Here is a 17,618-nt window from a genome sequence, read left to right as displayed (position 1 = left end):
CCCGAATCACCGTCGCCATCCGCAGCGATATCGGAGCCGACGGTACGAGCCGAATCGGCAGCCGACGCACCGAACGCGGCCGACACGGGGACACCGTCCGAGCCCGACAACCTGTCCACGTCCGAATCCGTGGGTGATGCGCCGACCTCAACCGAGAATCCGGTTGCGGAGGCTGTCGTGGCGTCGTCCGCGTCGTCCGCTGAACGGGCGTCGGACGCATCGGATTCGACGAGCGCGGCTGTGGTGCGGACGGAATCGGGCGAACCTACTGGCATGTCGACGGCGGATCGGGGAGTGCTGTCGAGTATTGCCGACACGCCATCAGCAACGCCGCCGACCGCGCCGAGTGTGTGGTCGAGCCCGTCGAGTGTGCCGATTAGCCCGCCATCGAGTGCACCGCCGCCCATGATGCCGCCGGTTCCGCCGCCGAACTCCGCGTTGCCCGTGCCGCGACCGTGGCCTGTACAGGTGCCGAGATGGCGGCGGATCGCCTGCCCGCCAGGCGTATTGCCCGCAGCGGGCATCGCGGGTCTCGCGGGCGCGGTGTTCATCCCGTTGGACCGCCCCGGAATCGGCTGGGTGCTCGCCGGTTCGGTGGCAGCGGCCGCGGTATTCACAGTGGATCACCGCGCTCGTCGTACGGCAGAAGCGGCGGACTCGGCACAGCATTCGGCCGCGTCCGAGGAGACGAGGCGCGCCCCCGAGATACCCGGTGGGCGGACATTACTCGAAGATGCAGCCGCGCAGTCCGATCGCTCTGACATGAACAGCGGCGGTTCGGTGGAGGCCGATGCAGCGTCGATACCGAACTCGCCGGAATCGCCCATCTCGAAAGCGACCGAGCGCGGATCGGGGAGCTCGGATCCGGTCGGTACCGGCGGTCGGACGACTGTGGAAGACGGTGGTGCGGACGCTGATCCAGCTGGATCAGGATTCGGTGTCCGCGCTGTGAATTGGGGACGAGTGTGGTGGACGACCCTGGCGTTGGCGCTGCTGGCAGTCGGGGCGGTCCGGGCGGCCGGGTGGCTGTTCGCGCTGTGTGTCGTCGGGGCTGGGGTGGCCGGGTCGCTGGCTGTTGTCGGGCGGCGGTCGGTGTATGGCGCGTGGTACGACGTGATCGCGGTGCCGATCGAGTCGATCGCGGGCATTCCGTGGGTGTATTCGGCGTTCGGGCGGATCGGTGACGGTCCGGCGCGCCGGTCGTGGCGAGCCGGGATGTCGGTTGCGGTGACGCTGGCGTTGTTGGCGGTTTTCGTGCCGTTGCTGGGCGGCGCCGACGCGACATTCGCGAAACTGCTCGACGCGGTGACGCCGGAGATCGACGCGCCATCGGTTGTGCAGTGGATCGTGCTGTTCGCGGTACTCGGTCTGGGCAGCGTCGGGGCCATGTATCTGCTTGCGGGTCCGCGAGCCGCCGCGACGGGTGCTCCGTCCGCCGGAGGCCTGCGACGGTTGGAGTGGGCACTGCCGGTGGGCGCGTTGACCATCCTGTTCGCGGTCTTCGTCGCCGCCCAGTTCGTCGCGCTGTTCGGCGGTGACGACTACGTGCAGCGCACCGCGAATCTGACCTACGCCGAATACGCGCGCAGCGGATTCTGGCAGCTTTCGATCGTCACCATCCTCACCCTCGCTGTAATCGCCGTCGTGTTGCGTTGGGCTGCCAGGGAATCTGCCGCCGACCGGGCCTGGCTGCGGATCCTGCTGTGCGCGATCAGCATGCTGACGCTGATCATCGTGGCCTCCGCCCTCGGCCGCATGTGGACCTACCAGCAGGCCTACGGCTTCACGGTCCTGCGCCTGCTGGTCGAGGTATGTGAACTCTGGCTGGGGCTGGTGTACCTGTTGATGATCGCCGCCGTCCTTCGCTTGGACGGCACCTGGCTGCCGCGCGCCGCCATCGGCACCGCCATGTCGACACTGTTCGCGCTGGCCGTGCTCAATCCGGAAGGTCTTGTCGCGGAACGGAATATCGACCGCTGGGAGCACGGCAAGAACCTCGACACGCTCTACCTCGGCAGGCTCTCACCCGATATCGTCCCCGCCGTCGAGCGGCTTCCCGAACCGCAGCGCAGCGCAGCGCTCTCGACGATCCGCTTCGATCTCGACGAAGATACGTGGCAGGGGTGGAACCTCTCGCGCGCGAACGCTCGTTAGGGTCCATGGACTCAGCGCCCATTTCTGTCCTGATCCCGCGGATTCGTCGCGGGAGTGGGCGCTGAGTTCGACGGTATCCGCTAGCGCGGCGCGAGCAGCCCGGGTGTGTCCATCGTGTCGACCAGCCAGCGCCCATCGGGCTGCTCGGCCAGGTTGATCACGATGGACAGCTGCGAGATCTGGGGTTCCTGGGTGGCGTTCCCGAGGCGAAGCACTATTCCGCCAGGGTAACCACATCGCATCACGCCCCTGCGACACTGACCGAGTGATCGTCGGACTCGCTCGTCAACAGGACATCCCAGCCCTTCTGTCACTGGCGGCCCAGGTCGAGCACTGGTTCGGCCCGATGGTCGATGCCCCCGGCTTCCGCGAGGCCATGGAAAACAACATCCGGCGCGGCACGGCCCTGATCGCATCCTCGGGACCGAATGTCCTCGGCGGCTTGTTATTCGGTATCCGCGGAGCCCCGATCTACCACATTCGCTGGCTGGTCGTCTCCGAACACGCACGCGGCCGCGGTGTCGGCCGTGCATTGATAGCGGAGGCACAGCACAGATTCGTCCGAGCTCCCGCCACCATCGAGGTAGTCACTTTCGGCGTCGGTCATCCCGCCGCCAGCCCCGCCCGCGCGTTCTACGAAAGCCTCGGCTTCACCTCGGCCGAAATCGCCGCCACGGGCCCGGAAGGCGGCCCACGTCAGACCTTCCGGCGAACGGTCCCCATGTCGCCAGGGCCGCCGAGTGGCGCTGGTGTGCCGAAGCGCTGAAGGTTTCCGGCCTAGGTGAGAGCGCGGTGGACGGCGTCGGCGGGGTCGGTGGCGAGTTGGGCTGTGGGCATGGGATTTCCGGTGGCGTCCTGGACTTGCCAACCGCCGAGCGAGATGACGGGGATGGTGCCGCGGTGGCGGGCGAATGCGAGCTCGGAAAGGGTGCCCCAGGAACCACCGATCACGATGACGGCGTCAGCGGAGTGAATGAGGATCGCGTTTCGGGCCTCGCCCATACCGGTGTACAAGACGGCGGACAGGCCGCGACAAGCAGCAGACCGGTCGGTATCGGGGCGAACGCCGATGACGAGACCGCCCACGCCGGAGGCCCCCTCGGCGACCGCCGCCATAACGCCGCTACCACCGCCGCACAGCACAGTGGCACCGGCAGCCGCGAGCAGTCGCCCCACCTCCGCGGCCCATTCGGCCTCGATGGTTGTGCAATCGCGCGGTCCGCACACCGCGACCTGCGGAGGTATATGGGGACCCATGAAGTAGACAATAGTTGCCGGCAATCTCGGTCATCCGCGTGTGCGGCCCGGCCTCGCATGCCTGGTCCAGTCCCTTTCGCGCCGTAGGTCGGGCGAGTCTTCTACGCGCCTCAGCACCGTCCCGCCGCGGACGCCGCGGCAGGTCGGCTCAGTCCTGGACGCCCTGCAGGTCAGTCCGATTCGGCATGCCCTGTGGCTCGGCCCAGCGCGTACGCTGCACAGCGTGGTCCCGGCCCTGTCCGTCCACGCGCGGACCGAGGACGGCCAGGTATCACCGTCCACGAGCGCGCCGACGAGAAGGCCCTGCGCCCCGGCAGTTCGGGCCTGGACTCGTTCGCGCTGGAGGTCAGGTCCGTGATCCGCGACCAGCAGTCGGCCGCGCGGCCAGTATTTCCGCCTTGCGGAAGGCCTTCGATTCGGATATTCGGCCTCAGCGCGCCCAATCGGACTGCCTACGCGCGCTTGGCGAGCAACGTGTCGAGCTGTGTCGCGAATTCTTCGGTGGCGCTTCGGTATCCGACGTGGTCACCTGCGAATTCCACGATGTCGAGTCCGAGCCGCTGGCCGAGCACCGCATTGGGCAGCGCCGGGAAGGTGTCCTTCGAATCGTGTCCGACGACGAGGACGAGCTTCTCGGCGACGTGTTGCAGGGCGTCGAAATCCGGTGTGTATCGGACGTACTGGCGCATCTCGTGCTCCATCCAGAACAGCATGTTCTGCTGGACGCGCGCACTGATCGCGGCGGCTTCGGGCGTGGGCTCTTGGGCACCGGGCTGTTGCTGGCGCAGCCCGATTCCCTCGGCGAATTGGGAAATGGCGGCGACGAAGCCCTCGGACTTGCTGGTCCGGTAGACGTCGTCCAGAAAGGTGAGCCATTTGTCGGCATCGGGCAGTACGGTAGCCAGCGGCGGTTCGTGTGCGATGAGCGTGTGCACGAGTTCCGGTCGCGTCGTGAGCAATTCGAGCGCGACGATGGCGCCGGAACTGCTGCCGAGCACGGCGGCAGGTTGGTCGCCGAGGTGAGTGAGCAGCGCGGCGGCGTCGGCGCCGTCGAGTTGGACGTTGTGGTCCTGCCCTGGGCTACGGGAGAAGCCGCGCCGATCGTAGGAAACCACCGTATAGCGATCCGCCAGTCGCTCGGCGATCTGGTCGAAACTGCCCGCGTCGCCATTGCCGCCAGGGATGAGCAGCAGCAGTGGTCCGGTGCCGCGGATCTCGTAGTACAGCGTCGCGCCGGGCACGGCGAGGGTGTGGTTGGTGGGGACGTCCATGGGAAAGGCTCCTGGTAGATAGGACAGTTGCCGCAGCGCTTCCCGGATGACGGGCAGTGCCGCGATCGGCGGGTCGGCATCGACCCAGCGGTCGATGCCGACCTGCAGTGCCGTCGCGATCGCGCCCGCCATGATTCGCGGGAACATATCGGTGTGCAGGTCGCGGCCGGTGCGTGCGGCGATGGCCGTCGCGATGGCCTCCTGGATGACGGCCTGCGCCTTGAGATATTCACCCTGCAGCGCGGATTCGGCGGTGATCAGCCGGACGCCGCGGGTCCATGCCGGATCGGGAAGTTCGTCATCGCGGAATTCGGCGAGTACCGCGTGGATTACCGCGGGCCACAGCGCTTCGGCCGCCGGACGAGCGTGCAGTCCGTCCGCGATCCGCCGGGCCCGGTCGACCGCCACCGAGCACACGGCCTCGTACTTACTGGCGAAGTAGTTGTTGAACGTGCGTGGCGAAACACCCGCCGCCGCAGCGATGTCCTCGACCAGCACGGTGTCGAGCCCATGCTCGACCGCCAGCCGCAGCGCCGCGAATCCGAGCGCCTCCCGAGTCGCGAGCTTCTTGCGTTCCCGCAACCCGAGTACGAATGCCACACCCTTCACGATACGCAAACTTGCGTGCCCCGCAAGATTGCGCGATCAGAAAGTTTTGCGCCACAAAGGGATCGCAATCTCCGCAATCACTGTCATCCGAGACCAGAAGTGCCGCCACCTGTCTCGGCGAATTGCTCGCCGAACATCTACCGACTCTGGTCATGCGCTGCAGAATCAGTCGGTACTCGCGAGTCGGTCGATCACGTCATGCAATCCGGTGAAGTCCTCGCACATCCGGTGAGCTCCGGCAGAGGCTGGGGCTAATGCGGGGTGCTCAACTGAGATATTCGACAGCGCCGCCGTCCTGGATTCGGCGTGAATGCGCCGCGGCCGGGTCCGTCGACCCGGCAGGGCGCGAGTTGGCGACCGGCGGCCCTCGCCGCGTTGTTCCGAGGTCTAACCTGACTTGCGCAGCAACGAAATCCGCCCCACGCCCCAGGCGACTGCCACGGCGGCCAGGAGCGACAGCAGCGACGCGCTCATCCACGCCTGCTTGGTGAAGTGCTTCTCCTGCACGTCCACCCAGAAGTCGGTCCACACTCCGGCATCGCCCGGGTTGATCAGCTGGTAGACCGAAAGCCCCACCAGCCAAGCGAAAACCATGCCCCACCGTGACGGTGCGTCCGCCGAGGTGTCCCACTGGTCGCGCGCCCGCAGGAAGAAGTCCGCGACGAGCACGCCCAGCAGCGGCACGAAGACCGATCCGATCAGGCCGAGGAAGCCGAAGTAGTTCGCCATGTTCAGCCGCAGCGCGAGCAGCGTGATGAGGATGCCGAGACCGATCGAGAGCACCCGGCGGTCGACTCGCGGCGCGAGATTCTGGATCGAGACGGCCGTCGAGTACACATTCGCGAACGACTGGTCGGCCTCACGGAATACGAAGATGAAGAAGAACACCGCTCCGAGGGTGACGGTCAGGAACGGCGAATACACCCCGCCGTCGCCGGATGCGAGCGCCAGCGCGAACAGTCCGAGCACATACGCGATGATCTGGGTGAACGCATACGCCCCACTGGCCGCGCCGAATGCCGCGCCGGTGCTGCGGGAGTGCCGGGTGTAGTCGGCCGCCACCGGCACCCACGAGATCGAAACCGCGAGCGCCGCATCGGTGGCGACCCAGAAGAGATTCCAATCCACGCCGAACGGTCCGCCGCCCTCGGTGCCCGGGTTGGTGGTCAGATCCGGCAGACCCGCGCGGACGAACTGGATATAGAACCAGATCAACGCGATCACCACGCCGACGGTCACGAACCGCCGCAGCATCCGCACCGAACCCAGCGGCCAGATCGTCAGCACCGTTGTCAGCACACCCGCGGCGACCACGTAAACCCAGTGCGGACCACCGTCGAACAACTCTTCGGCCGCATCGCCGATGACGATCAATTCGAAGGTGCCCCAACCGATCAGCTGGGCGATATTGAGCACCGTCGGCAGGTAGCTGAGCTTCGCGCCGAACAGTCCGCGCAGCAACATCATCGCGGGCTTACCGGTCTTGGCTCCGGGCACCGCGGCCAGGCCGAGCATGAGCCCGCCGACCACCGTGCCGATGATCATCGCGAGAATGCCCGCGGCGATGGAGATCTGCGCGCCGCCATCGGAATTCGGCGCGAGCACCGTGTACGCGCCGGAGAATGCGAACAGGCTGACCCCGAGGTTCGCCCAGAACGCGCTCTGGTCCCAGAACGAAAGGACCTTCGGTGCAGGCTGGTCCAGGGTCAACGGTGCTTCGCGCCGCTCGGATCGATCAAGGGTGGGTGCAGACATCCCGGTACCGCTCTCCCTACGCCGGCATTACCCGGACAGGTTCATGCGGTCGGCGAAACGTGGGGTCCGCCCTCTCAGCCCGGCCGTGCCCGAGCTCCCGCGTTGGGGTTATTCGGGCGAAATGCTACACCCGCGCATCGGCGCGCCGGGCCGCGCCTTCGGACATTCCAGACAGGTTCCGCGGAGACGGCCCGAAAATCGCAGTCACCGCTCATACTGTGCGGGTATCGATGTGGTTATCGCTCGGTTATCTGCCGCTCATCGCTCACCTCGACTGGAATGAGTATGTGCCCATGATGCTGATTGCCTTGCACGAGACCGTCCTTGCTCAACTCGGGAATCCGACGCCCGAGGCCCCGCCCAATTCGGAGAAGATCCTGCAGATGGTTCGCTACCTGACCTGGTTCGTCCTGCTGTCGGGTGTCTCCGGAATCACCTACGCGGGCGGCCGGTTCGCCTGGGAGAAGTGGAGCGGCGGCACGCTGGACTCGCCGAAGATGCTCGCCGGCGCGATGGTCGGTGGTGTGATCGCGACCAGTGCGGGCACCATCATGAATGCTGTCGTGGGGAGCTGAAAGCCGTTGCGGGTGTTCGGCTGACGGTGGCTCCGGCCGTGGCGGCGGCGCGCGCGAAGACGACCGCGTCGCGAACCGCCGCACCGCCGGGATCATTGTTGAAGTAGACGTACACCCGCTCGCGATCCGACCATGTGTCGGACAGCCGTCGCGCCCAACTGGAAAGTGCCGTACGTCCGTAGCGCGGTGCGGGTGCCGCGCGTCCGGAATGCAGTCGCAGATAACCCCAGTCCGTCGTGCGCCACAGCGGCACGACGGGACGGGACTGGACGTCGGCCCAGCACAGCGTCGCGCCGCATTCCGTCAGCACGGCACGAACTTCCGGAATCCACCAGGACTCGTGCCTGGGTTCGACCGCGATCCGGACGTCGGGCGGAAAACAGCGTAGGCAGGCGTCGAGCAGTGCCGGATCGACCTGCAGCGTCGGCGGAAGCTGCAACAGCACCGGTCCGAGCTTGTCGCCCAGCGCGCGGGCGTGCTCCATCAAGCGTCCGACCGGCTCCTCGGGTTCGCGCAGCCGCTTGATGTGGGTGAGGAAGCGGCTTGCCTTGACCGCGAAACAGAAGTCCGGCGGTGTCCGCTCCCGCCATGCCGCGAAGGTCTCGCCGCTGGGCAGTCGATAGAAGGCATTGTTGCTCTCGACCGTCGCGAAGCCCGCGGCGTAGGTTTCGAGCCACGCACGCTGCGGAACGTTCGCCGGATACAGCACGTCGCGCCAGTCCCGGTACTGCCAACCCGACGTGCCGACGAGTAAGGGCACACCTCCATCGAAGCACTTTCCGATGACCCCCATTTCAACTACGCTGTGTAGTAGATACGGTCAGGGAGGGCGCGATGAGCGAACAATCGGTGGTCGAGCGGCGAATCGACTGGACGCGGTGGAGTTTTCTGCAGTGGGCCGTCTTCGTGATCGGTGTGGTCCACATCGTGTGGGCGATCGCGGGGTGGATCGCCGAGCCCAGTTTCGAACTCGGCGAACACGCACCGGCGACACCGGTGCTCGGCATGGACTACAACGGCTGGCACGCGGTCGCCGGGCTCCTGCTGTTCGGCCCCGCGCTGATCGTCGCGACCCGCAAGTCGTGGTCGGCCTGGTACTGCGTGCTCGCCGCAGTGGGCGGGGGGTTCGCGGTCGGGGTGTGGGCGCTGTTCTCGCACCACGTGCTGATCTTCAGCTTTCCGAGCCATGTCACCGACGCGATCGAGCACATGGTGACCGGTGCGACGCTGCTGGCGATCGTGGCGGTACAGGTCGTCCGGGACGGCGGTTTGCGTCCGGTATTCGGCCTGTCTCAGTAGCACCCTTCGAGGGTGGCGGCGGCGACCACATCGATGACGTCGCTGACATCGTCGTGCGCGCGCATAGCGGTGCGTTGTCGCCGGGCGCCGTTCCCACGTGCAAGAACTGTTTTGACGGTATCGGCGACGAACTGCTGGTCACCCGACTGCTCGAGCGCGGGGGTGAGGTAGTCCACGAGCTCGGCCAGCAGGGTGTGGGCCGGGAGGGCGCGGCCGCTGATCGTGTCGAGCCCGTCTCCGTCCAGGCCGGATCGGGCGGCCTTCCAATACGCGGCTCGCAAAACCTCCGCGGGCACCGGTGGCGGTGGCAGCCCGTCGTGGATCGCCGTCTGCGCCATCACGACCGCGGCGCGAATCAGCGTGGCCAGCAACGCCGTTTCCTCCACCGTCGCCGGTACGTCACTGACGCGCACCTCGACGGTCGGGTACGAGACCGAGGGCCGCACATCCCAATACACCATCGCCGTATCGAGAATGCTTCCGCTGGCGAACATCATCCGCACCATATCGTCGTAATCCGCGACCGAATCGAAGAACGGTGGGGGACCGGCACTCGGCCACCGCCGCCACATGATGCTGCGCCAGCTGGCGTATCCGGTATCGGTGGCGCGGTAGACCGCGGAATTGGCCGTCAGCGACAACAACACCGGTAACCAGGGCCGCAAATAATTCCCGACCAGCACCGCGATATCACGTGAAGGCACCCCGACATGGACATGGCAGCCGCACAAACCCTGCTCATGGGCGAGCAACCCGAAATGGTGTTCGATGAGTCGATAGCGCGGGGTATCGGTGACCGGATACGCGTCCGGCACCGTGGGCGGCACCGCCACCGCGAGCAGCCTGGCGCCGTTCTTCTCCGCGCAACTCGCCACGCTGCGGCGCAGTCGGCGCAGGTCATCGAGTATTTCGGAGGTCTGGGTGTGCACCCCAGTATTGATCTCGACCTGACAGCGCGTCAACTCCAGCTGCAGATCGATGCCGACGTCGGCGGCCGCCGACGCGACTTCGACATTCCGCGGACTCGGCGCACCCGTGATCGGATCCGCCAGGAGGAATTCCTCTTCCACGCCGACAGTGGGCAGGGCCGCGGCCATTACTGGAGTTTACTGCGCAAATCGCTGATCCGGACGGGTGCCGGAATCGTTTGAGTGCCCCCCGCCGGGGTAGGCCGACCGTAGTGAAGGATCGGCGAGAAAGGGGTCCGGTATGTCCGAGGAATTGCGCGGTGTGCGCGCATTGGTCATCACCGCGAATACCGGCGTCGAACACGACGAGCTGCTGATGCCGCTGGACTGGTTGCGCGGACACGGCGCCGTCGCCGTGCACGCGACCCCCGAACGTGGCGAGGTCCAGACTTTTCGACACGATGTCGACAAGGACGAGGTCGTGCAGCCGGATGCGGCGCTCAACGATCTCGAGGTCGAGGATTTCGACCTGCTCGTCGTGCCGGGCGGAACTGTCAACGTGGACAAATTGCGCGTCTGCGATCGCGCCGTGGAAGTGGCACAACAGTTCGTGCAGGCGGGCAAGCCCGTTGCGGCGATCTGCCACGGCCCATGGCTGCTCGTGGAGGCCGACGTCGTCGCAGGCAAGACCCTGACGTCCTACCACTCGCTGCGTACCGATGTCGTCAATGCCGATGGTCGCTGGATCGATCGGGCGGTGGTGCGTTCGGACGAGAACGGCTGGCCGCTGATCACCTCGCGCAGTCCCGGCGACCTCACCGAATTCACTGAAGCGATCGGCGCCGAGCTCACCGCGGGCCAGTCGGCCCAGGCCTTCGTCGGCGATGAGATCTTCTGATACCGATGAGTTCGCCGGACACGGATCGTCGTAGCTGATATGGACACGATCAACCTCGCCGACCGCTACGAGCTGCCGCCGATCGACTGGGACAGCATTCGCGAACGACTCGACGCGAGCATCGAACAAGCCCCCGGCGGCGGTGGCCCCGATCGGCACACCTGCTGGCTGACCACGATCAATCCCGACGGCAGCCCGCACGTCACCGCACTCGGCGCGCTCTGGGTGGACGGCGCCTTCTGGTTCACCACCGGCGCCCGAAGCCGCAAGGGCCGCAACCTGGCTCGCGATCCGCGCTGCTCGATGAGCGTGGCCACCCACGAATTCGATCTGGTCGTGGACGGTACCGCGACCAGGATCGCCGATCCCGCCGCCGTCGCCGATATCGCCCGGCGCTGGGCCGACGGCGGCTGGCCCTGTCGCGTCGACGACACCGGCGAGGCGCTCACCGCGGAATACAGCGCGCCCTCCGCGGGCCCGCCGCCTTGGCACGTGTACCGCCTGACCGCGCTCACCGCCACGGCGCTGTCCACCGTGGAACCCGGCGGCGCGACCCGCTGGCGGTTCTGATTCGCCGCACGTGCATTACCTGACGGGTAATCGTGTCGGGGCCGTGGGCTTCGTAGGATCGGCAGGGTGAGTACGCAGACAGCCGGTGACCTGTTGCGCCACTGGCGGCTCGAGCGCAGGCTCAGCCAGCTGGAATTGGCCGGGCGCGCCGAAACCTCCGCGCGGCACCTGAGCTTCATCGAAACGGGTCGCGCGAATCCGAGCCGCACCATGCTCGTGCACCTGTGCGAGCAGTTGGAGATTCCGTTGCGGGAACGCAATCGGCTGCTGCTCGCGGCCGGATTCGCACCCGCCTACGCCGAACCAACCCTCGATACGCCCGCGATGGATGCGGTGCGCGGTGCGATGCGCCAAATCCTCGCGGGCCACGACCCCTATCCCGCGCTGGCCATCGACCAGAGCTGGAATATGATCGACGCCAATTCCGGTGTGGCACTGCTGTTGACGGGCATCGACCCGAAGCTGCTCACCGCACCGGTCAATGCCCTGCGCCTGAGCCTGCACCCCGACGGTATGGCGAGCCGCATCGTCAATCTCGCTGAATGGCGCGGCCATATTTTCGAACGCCTGTCGCGCCAGATCGAAGTCACCGGTTCACCCGACCTGATCGAGCTCCGCGACGAACTGCGCGAATATCCCGGCGGCACAGTCGATCTCACCCTTCCCGAACCGGACCAGGCCGTGGTGCCGCTGCGCCTGCGTCACGAAGACCATGAACTGTCCTTCGTCAGCGTCACCACCGTCTTCGGCACACCGATGAACGTGACGGTCGCCGAACTCGCCATCGAATCGTTCTTCCCGGCCGATGACGAGACGAAGAAGCGCCTCAACGCTGCATCGTGATGAGCGGTGTCGCAGAGAGCGTGCCTCGTGCGTGATCGGTGATCGATGCGAGTGACAAGGCTGATTGCTCCGGCATTCGGCATGGCCGAGCCGGATACGCCCGCACTGAACCGAGCACACGGCGGCGATGCGCGCTGTTGTGTCCGGAGACTTCCCGGCACGAGCGAAAGCGGCGTCGCCAGCAGGCCCGACTATTTGCTGCGAACAACACACGGGCGCAGCGCATTCGGGTCCACCGAGCCTGTGACAACCCAGCGCGGTGATTTCGGACGCGGGAAAACTCGGTGAGGGCATGGCGCGCCGACGGACTTCTTCGTCGAAGTGGGGGGCCGGGCGGGTAGGTTCGGGAGCGTGGGCAGGGGACCGAGGTGAGGGGCGCGGCGAATCTCGCGGCACTGGTCGGCGTGACGGTGGAATCGATCACCGATCTGGGATCACAGCATTCGTGGACGTTGCATCGGGCAGTGCTCGGCGATGGTCGCGAGGTCTTCGTGAAGGCCGCGCACGACCAGGCGTCGGTATTCGAGGCAGAGGCGGCGGGGCTGCGGTGGCTCGCCGCGGGGGTGCCGGAGTTGGTGCCCGAGGTGCTGGCTGTCGATGCCGGGATGCTGGTGCTGCCCTGGGTATCGGCGGCCACGCCGACCGCGTCGGCCGCGGCGCGTTTCGGGCGCGAACTTGCTGCGCTGCACGCGGATTCGCCGGGATCCTTCGGTGCGCCGTGGTCGGGTTGGATCGCCGATCTGCCGCTGGACAACACCCAGCTCGGCGGTTCATGGGCGCGCTGGTACGCCGACTACCGCCTCGCACCCTACCTACCGCGTGCGGCCGCCGATCTCGGTCGCGACGGAATTCGCTTGCTGGAACGCGTGATCGAGAACATCGAAACCCTCGCGGGTCCACCCGAACCACCCAGCCGCATCCATGGCGATCTGTGGTCCGGCAATGTGCTGTGGACCGCCGACCGCGCGCTCGTCATCGACCCCGCCGCCCACGGTGGTCATCGCGAAACCGACCTCGCCATGCTCGCCCTCTTCGGCGCTCCGCACCTGGACCGAATCCGCGCCGCCTACCACGAAACCCACCCACTCGCCGACGGCTGGCGCGAGCGCATCCCCCTGCATCAGCTGCACCCACTCCTCGTGCACGTCGTCCTCTTCGGCGGCTCCTACCGATCCCGAACCCTCGCCGCCGCCTCGGCCGCCCTCGCCGCTGCGCACCCGTAAATGCCGAGATCGGGCGCGATCTCGAGGCCGAGTATCTGCGCCGAAAGCGAGTGCATGTCTCACTCGGGCCAGGACGCAGGCACGACCTCGTGCCGGGCGTGCTCGCCGTAATGCACGCCTGCCGCTCAGCCGCGCACCGTATTGGTGACGTTGTGCGCTGAATGATCGACCATGCAGATGGCCGCGCCTGTGTGGCGCGGCTGCACGGCGACACAAACCGGGTCCTGGCCGTTGCGCGGATTGCCGCAGTGGTGGTGCGCCTGAGCGCAGGGGCGAGTGAAGGTTCTTCGCCGAGGACGGTCCTGTCTGCTCCGAGGCTTCGGACTCAGCGGCGCAAGGTGCTCTCCCGTTGCATATGCGACAGTTTTTCGGGGTTTCGAACCGAGTAGATGCCGGTGATGAGGCCGTCGTCGATGCGCACCGCCATGACCGTGTCGAGCTCGTCGTCGAGCCGTATGACCAGCGCCGGGTAGCCATTGACCTGGGCCGGTTGCAGCGACAACGCAGCAGTGATTCTGCCCGGGAAGGCGGCCAGGAGGCGGGCCACCTTGTCGGCTCCGGTGACGGGCCGCGGCAGGGCTTGTTTGATTCCGCCGCCATCGCCCAGGAGCACGACATCGGGCGCGAGCATATCGAGCAGACCCTGGATGTCGCCGTTTTCGAGCGCCCGCTGGAACGCCGCGAGCACATCTCGGGTTTGGGCCGCCGAAACCGGCCCGCGAGGTCGGCGCGCGGCCACATGTGCTCGGGCCCGGTGGGCGATCTGACGGACCGCGGCCGGGGTTTTGTCGACGGCTTCGGCGATCTCGTCGTAGGGCAGATCGAACACCTCGCGCAGTACGAATACCGCGCGTTCGGTCGGGGCGAGTGTCTCGAGTACCAGCAGCATCGCCATGGAGACGTGCTCGGCGAGTTCGACATCGTCGGCGACGTCGGGTGTGGTCAGTAGTGGTTCGGGCAGCCAGGGGCCGATATAGGTTTCTTTGCGGCGTCCGAGTGTGCGTAGCCTGTCGAGTGATTGGCGGGTGGTGATCCGGACCAGGTAGGCGCGGTGGTCCTGCACGGTGTCGAGATCCACGCCTGCCCAGCGCAGCCAGGTTTCCTGTAGGACGTCTTCGGCGTCGGCGGCCGAGCCGAGCATTTCGTAGGCGACGGTGAAGAGCAGGTTGCGGTGGGTGACAAAGACTTCGGTGGCAGGATCCACGCTCACGACTGCGCCCCCGGCATCCGGAAGTGTGTGGCCACGGGTGGCTCCTGTCTGTTGGATCTCGACTGCGTCGTTCACCAGACGCCGGACCACCACATTCTGTGACACCGGGAGTTCGTGACGAGCCGCACCCCGGTTCAGCTCGTCTTCGCGATGACCTTCTCCGCGAACCGGGACAGGTGCGCGATCTTGGTGTCCAGCGATTCGGTATCCGGTTCGGTGGTGTACGGGTAGCGGAAGCCGACGATCACGTCGGTGACCCCCTTGTCCTCCAACCGCTTCACACCGTCCACCGTGAACCCGTCCAGCGAGATGACGTGGATCTCGAAATCCTTGCGGGTGCCGTATTCGGCGCGCAGGACATCGAGTTCGGCGAGCAGCCGGTCCAATTCGGCCGGATCGCCCCCGGCATGCATCCAGCCGTCGCCGCGCTGGGCCGCGCGCCGCAATGCCGGACCGCTGTGTCCGCCGATCAGAATCGGAATCGGCTCGGTGGGCACCGGGCTGATCTTGATGGGCGGCAGATCGTAGAACTCCCCGTGGTATTCGAAATAGCCGCCCGCGGTGAGTCCGCGCACGATGTCGATGCACTCGTCCATGCGCGCGCCGCGGCGTTCGAACGGGACACCCATGATTTCGAAATCATCCGGCCACGGGCTGATGCCGACACCGAACCCGAACCGGTTCCCGCTCAATGCGGCGATCGACGCGGCCTGTTTGGCCACCAGCACCGGTGGCCGGATGGGCAGCTTCACCACGAAGGGCGTCAGCCGCAGTGTCGTTGTGGCCGCCGCGATGGCCGCCGACAACACGAAGGCCTCGATGAACGGTTTGTCCTCCAGGAACTCGCGATTGCCGTCGGGCGTGTAGGGGTAGGTGGCATCGGATTCCTTCGGATACGCCACACTGTCGGCGATCGTCATCGACGTGTACCCGGCTGCCTCCGCGGCCTGTGCCAGCGGCACATAGAAGGTCGGGTCCGTCATGGTCTCGGCATAGGTGAATCGCATCTCAATCGCCTTCCATACTTTCGGCGCTGTGCGCCCTGTTCGATGCGGCGGACAGTCCCGCCGCATGTGCACCCGCGCGTCGCCCGAAGTACGACGCCTCGCCCAGACACGTCCCGCTGGAATAGCCGGAACTGTCCTGCGCCAGATTCGAGGCGCAGGCGCCCGCCGCATACAGCCCGGAGATCACCGATCCGTCGGCGCGAAGCACCGCACCATCGACCGAGGTCCGCAGCCCACCGAGGGTGAACCCGACGTACGTCGCCCGACCAGGTGTGAGATCGAAGGCACCCCATGGACCTTCCGCCAACGGTGTCAGCCAGTCGGGATGCTTACCGAACTCCGGATCGCGCCCCTGCGCCGCCGCGGCGTTGTAGTCCTCCAACGTCTTTCGCAGCGCATCGCTCGGCATGCCGAGCGCCGATGCCATCTCCGCTACCGAATCCCACCCGTCGACGGACTTCACCATCGGTAGCTCCGGCCACACCATATGCTTGTTGTCTACTATCAGGTACGCAGTCGAATCCGATTGTGCGACAACAGCAGCCGCGGTTCGACCGTGATAGGAATCCTCCGCCACGAACCGCCGCCCCGCCTTGTTCACGATCACCCCGTACAACAACTCGGCCGGAGGATAGAACGACGCGGTCATGAATGCCCCGTCCATCTGCGCCACATCACCGCCCGCCGACTGCCCGAGCCGAATGCCGAGCCCGTCATCGGACGGAACGCCCAGCGGCAGAAAGTGTTCGGCCAGCCGCGGCGTGTACGCGGCGATCATCTCCTGATTCATCACGTATCCGCCCGCGGCGAGCACTACCGCGCCGGCGGCCGCGCCGTCACGCCATCGCGCCCCGGCGACCCGGCCGTCCGCATCGACGACGAGCTGTCGCACCTCGGTCTCGCACCTGACCTCGATCCCCAACTCGCGCACCCGTTCAGCGAGCACCGTCATCACCTGCTGCCCACCACGCTCGGCGCGCGCATTCACCTTGTGCCCGCGCGGCGCGGGCCGCGCCTGTTCACGGTAGGGCCACACCTTCTCGTTGCCGGTCCACATCAGCCCCTCGGTGCCCGGCTGCACCACCGCCTTTCCGGGATAGAACGACCGCTCGAACTCGACCCCGTGCGCCTCCAGCCAGTCGAAATGCGCCACACTCTCGGCGCAGTACGCGCGAATCTTCGCCGCATCGGGCTCGGGAGTGACCGCCTCGAAGTAGGCGATCATCGCCTCGACACTGTCCGCATACCCGGTCGCCTGCTGCACCGCAGTACCCCCACCGAGATAGAAATGCCCGGCCGCCAACGCCGAAGCACCGCCCGCCGCACCCGTGCGCTCGAGTAGCAGCACCCGCGCCCCCGCTTCGGCGGCGCTGATCGCCGCGCACGCTCCGGCGATACCGAATCCGACCACGATCACCTGCGCGGTCCCATCCCACTCGACCGGTTCGGTAATGAGCTGGGGGAGTTCGGTTCCTACGCCCATGGGTTCGAAAACCCCTCCGGAATCAGGTAATCGAACATCGCCCGCATATCCGGCGACAGCCGCATGAGCTCGACGGCGGAGCCGAGTGCGCCGCCGTCGAGATAGGCGAACTCCATCCCGACGCCCTCGAACGCGCCGCGCGCGAGGATCTCGGCTCCGCTCGCGTTCGCCTCGGCCAGCGCCGCGTCATAGTCCTCGGGCACCCACGCGACGTGGTGCAGTCCGGGCCCGACTCTGTCCAGATGTTCGGAATACAGACTGGTCCCGGACTTGGGCTCGATCAACTCCAACTGCTGCCCGCCCGCATACCCCAATGCCACCGTGATCGTGTAATCGGCGGGCGCGCCACGCAATTCGCACGACTGCGGCCCGAAGCGCACGTCCGGGATGGTGAACCACTTCGCGACGCCGTATCGCTCGGCGAACTCGCGCTGGGCCGCCTCGATATCGCGCACCACCCAGCACAGCTGGAAGATCGGGCCCCGCGCGATGGTCATCGGATCACCTCGACTCTGCTGTGCAAAGACTGCTTCGTACCGCCCAATTAAGCACCTAC

The 17,618-nt window shown here is 66.7% G+C and carries 18 protein-coding genes and 1 riboswitch; of the genes, 8 read left to right on the top strand and 10 right to left on the bottom strand.

What is annotated here, in order from left to right; translation table 11 throughout:
* Window positions 1-468: 468 nt before the first annotated feature.
* A complete protein-coding gene (locus ACQPZ2_RS23175) occupies window positions 469-2,154 on the top strand; it encodes a DUF4153 domain-containing protein (RefSeq protein WP_433520364.1) in 1,686 nt (561 codons plus the stop codon).
* An 80-nt stretch (window positions 2,155-2,234) separates the two neighbouring features.
* Here the strand turns inward: ACQPZ2_RS23175 and ACQPZ2_RS23170 are convergent, their stop codons facing one another.
* The gene (locus tag ACQPZ2_RS23170) at window positions 2,235-2,369 is read right to left on the bottom strand and encodes a hypothetical protein (RefSeq protein ID WP_433520363.1); all 135 of its coding nucleotides are present in this window, start codon (window positions 2,367-2,369) and stop codon (window positions 2,235-2,237) included.
* A gap of 50 nt (window positions 2,370-2,419) precedes the next feature.
* Between ACQPZ2_RS23170 and ACQPZ2_RS23165 the strand changes: the two genes are divergently transcribed.
* A complete protein-coding gene (locus ACQPZ2_RS23165) occupies window positions 2,420-2,920 on the top strand; it encodes a GNAT family N-acetyltransferase (protein WP_433520362.1) in 501 nt (166 codons plus the stop codon).
* A gap of 11 nt (window positions 2,921-2,931) precedes the next feature.
* Here ACQPZ2_RS23165 and ACQPZ2_RS23160 read toward each other — a convergent pair whose 3' ends face one another.
* From ACQPZ2_RS23160 to ACQPZ2_RS23150, 3 genes are all read right to left on the bottom strand, one after another.
* Window positions 2,932-3,411, bottom strand: a complete 480-nt coding sequence (locus ACQPZ2_RS23160; RefSeq protein ID WP_433520361.1) for a dethiobiotin synthetase — start codon at window positions 3,409-3,411, stop codon at window positions 2,932-2,934.
* A gap of 452 nt (window positions 3,412-3,863) precedes the next feature.
* Window positions 3,864-5,282, bottom strand: coding sequence for an alpha/beta fold hydrolase (locus tag ACQPZ2_RS23155; RefSeq protein WP_433520360.1), 1,419 nt, complete (start codon window positions 5,280-5,282; stop codon window positions 3,864-3,866).
* Between the two features lie 396 nt (window positions 5,283-5,678).
* The gene (locus ACQPZ2_RS23150) at window positions 5,679-7,046 is read right to left on the bottom strand and encodes a purine-cytosine permease family protein (RefSeq protein ID WP_433520359.1); all 1,368 of its coding nucleotides are present in this window, start codon (window positions 7,044-7,046) and stop codon (window positions 5,679-5,681) included.
* Window positions 7,043-7,157, bottom strand: a riboswitch (TPP riboswitch). Its footprint overlaps the gene before it by 4 nt.
* Window positions 7,158-7,339: 182 nt before the next feature.
* Here ACQPZ2_RS23150 and ACQPZ2_RS23145 point away from each other — a divergent pair.
* Window positions 7,340-7,621 (top strand): hypothetical protein, encoded by a 282-nt coding sequence (locus ACQPZ2_RS23145; RefSeq protein ID WP_063044385.1) that lies wholly within the window; start codon window positions 7,340-7,342, stop codon window positions 7,619-7,621.
* Here the strand turns inward: ACQPZ2_RS23145 and ACQPZ2_RS23140 are convergent.
* Window positions 7,596-8,414 (bottom strand): DUF72 domain-containing protein, encoded by an 819-nt coding sequence (locus ACQPZ2_RS23140; protein WP_433520358.1) that lies wholly within the window; start codon window positions 8,412-8,414, stop codon window positions 7,596-7,598. The genes ACQPZ2_RS23145 and ACQPZ2_RS23140 overlap by 26 nt on opposite strands.
* Window positions 8,415-8,455: 41 nt before the next feature.
* On the opposite strand from ACQPZ2_RS23140, the gene ACQPZ2_RS23135 reads away from it, so the two are divergent.
* Entirely contained in the window at window positions 8,456-8,920 is a 465-nt protein-coding gene (locus ACQPZ2_RS23135) for a DUF4383 domain-containing protein (RefSeq protein ID WP_433520357.1), read from the top strand.
* On the opposite strand, the gene ACQPZ2_RS23130 is transcribed toward ACQPZ2_RS23135, so the two are convergent.
* A complete protein-coding gene (locus ACQPZ2_RS23130; RefSeq protein ID WP_433520356.1) occupies window positions 8,914-10,017 on the bottom strand; it encodes a glutamate--cysteine ligase 2 in 1,104 nt (367 codons plus the stop codon). The genes ACQPZ2_RS23135 and ACQPZ2_RS23130 overlap by 7 nt on opposite strands.
* Window positions 10,018-10,129: 112 nt before the next feature.
* Between ACQPZ2_RS23130 and ACQPZ2_RS23125 the strand changes: the two genes are divergently transcribed.
* From ACQPZ2_RS23125 to ACQPZ2_RS23110, 4 genes are all read left to right on the top strand, one after another.
* Window positions 10,130-10,726, top strand: coding sequence for a DJ-1/PfpI/YhbO family deglycase/protease (locus tag ACQPZ2_RS23125; RefSeq protein WP_433520355.1), 597 nt, complete (start codon window positions 10,130-10,132; stop codon window positions 10,724-10,726).
* Window positions 10,727-10,765: 39 nt separating this feature from the next.
* Entirely contained in the window at window positions 10,766-11,296 is a 531-nt protein-coding gene (locus ACQPZ2_RS23120; RefSeq protein WP_063044405.1) for a pyridoxamine 5'-phosphate oxidase family protein, read from the top strand.
* A gap of 57 nt (window positions 11,297-11,353) precedes the next feature.
* Entirely contained in the window at window positions 11,354-12,139 is a 786-nt protein-coding gene (locus ACQPZ2_RS23115; RefSeq protein ID WP_433527499.1) for a helix-turn-helix domain-containing protein, read from the top strand.
* 368 nt (window positions 12,140-12,507) lie between these two features.
* Window positions 12,508-13,362, top strand: a complete 855-nt coding sequence (locus ACQPZ2_RS23110) for a fructosamine kinase family protein (protein WP_433520354.1) — start codon at window positions 12,508-12,510, stop codon at window positions 13,360-13,362.
* Between the two features lie 325 nt (window positions 13,363-13,687).
* On the opposite strand, the gene ACQPZ2_RS23105 is transcribed toward ACQPZ2_RS23110, so the two are convergent.
* The 4 genes from ACQPZ2_RS23105 to ACQPZ2_RS23090 all read right to left on the bottom strand — a co-directional run bounded on the left by ACQPZ2_RS23105 (window position 13,688) and on the right by ACQPZ2_RS23090 (window position 17,559).
* Window positions 13,688-14,572 (bottom strand): RNA polymerase sigma-70 factor, encoded by an 885-nt coding sequence (locus ACQPZ2_RS23105; RefSeq protein ID WP_433520353.1) that lies wholly within the window; start codon window positions 14,570-14,572, stop codon window positions 13,688-13,690.
* A gap of 134 nt (window positions 14,573-14,706) precedes the next feature.
* The gene (locus ACQPZ2_RS23100) at window positions 14,707-15,579 is read right to left on the bottom strand and encodes a TIGR03619 family F420-dependent LLM class oxidoreductase (protein WP_433520352.1); all 873 of its coding nucleotides are present in this window, start codon (window positions 15,577-15,579) and stop codon (window positions 14,707-14,709) included.
* Window position 15,580: 1 nt separating this feature from the next.
* The gene (locus tag ACQPZ2_RS23095) at window positions 15,581-17,062 is read right to left on the bottom strand and encodes an FAD-binding protein (protein ID WP_433520351.1); all 1,482 of its coding nucleotides are present in this window, start codon (window positions 17,060-17,062) and stop codon (window positions 15,581-15,583) included.
* Window positions 17,053-17,559, bottom strand: a complete 507-nt coding sequence (locus ACQPZ2_RS23090) for a VOC family protein (RefSeq protein ID WP_433520350.1) — start codon at window positions 17,557-17,559, stop codon at window positions 17,053-17,055. Before ACQPZ2_RS23090 ends, ACQPZ2_RS23095 begins: the two co-directional genes overlap by 10 nt.
* Between the last annotated feature and the right edge of the window lie 59 nt (window positions 17,560-17,618).

The sequence above is a fragment of the Nocardia pseudovaccinii genome, assembly GCF_050942345.1.
Lineage (GTDB): Bacteria > Actinomycetota > Actinomycetes > Mycobacteriales > Mycobacteriaceae > Nocardia > Nocardia pseudovaccinii.
The sequence above is the reverse complement of the archived record's forward strand: the minus strand, read 5'-3'. Positions and strand labels throughout refer to the sequence as shown.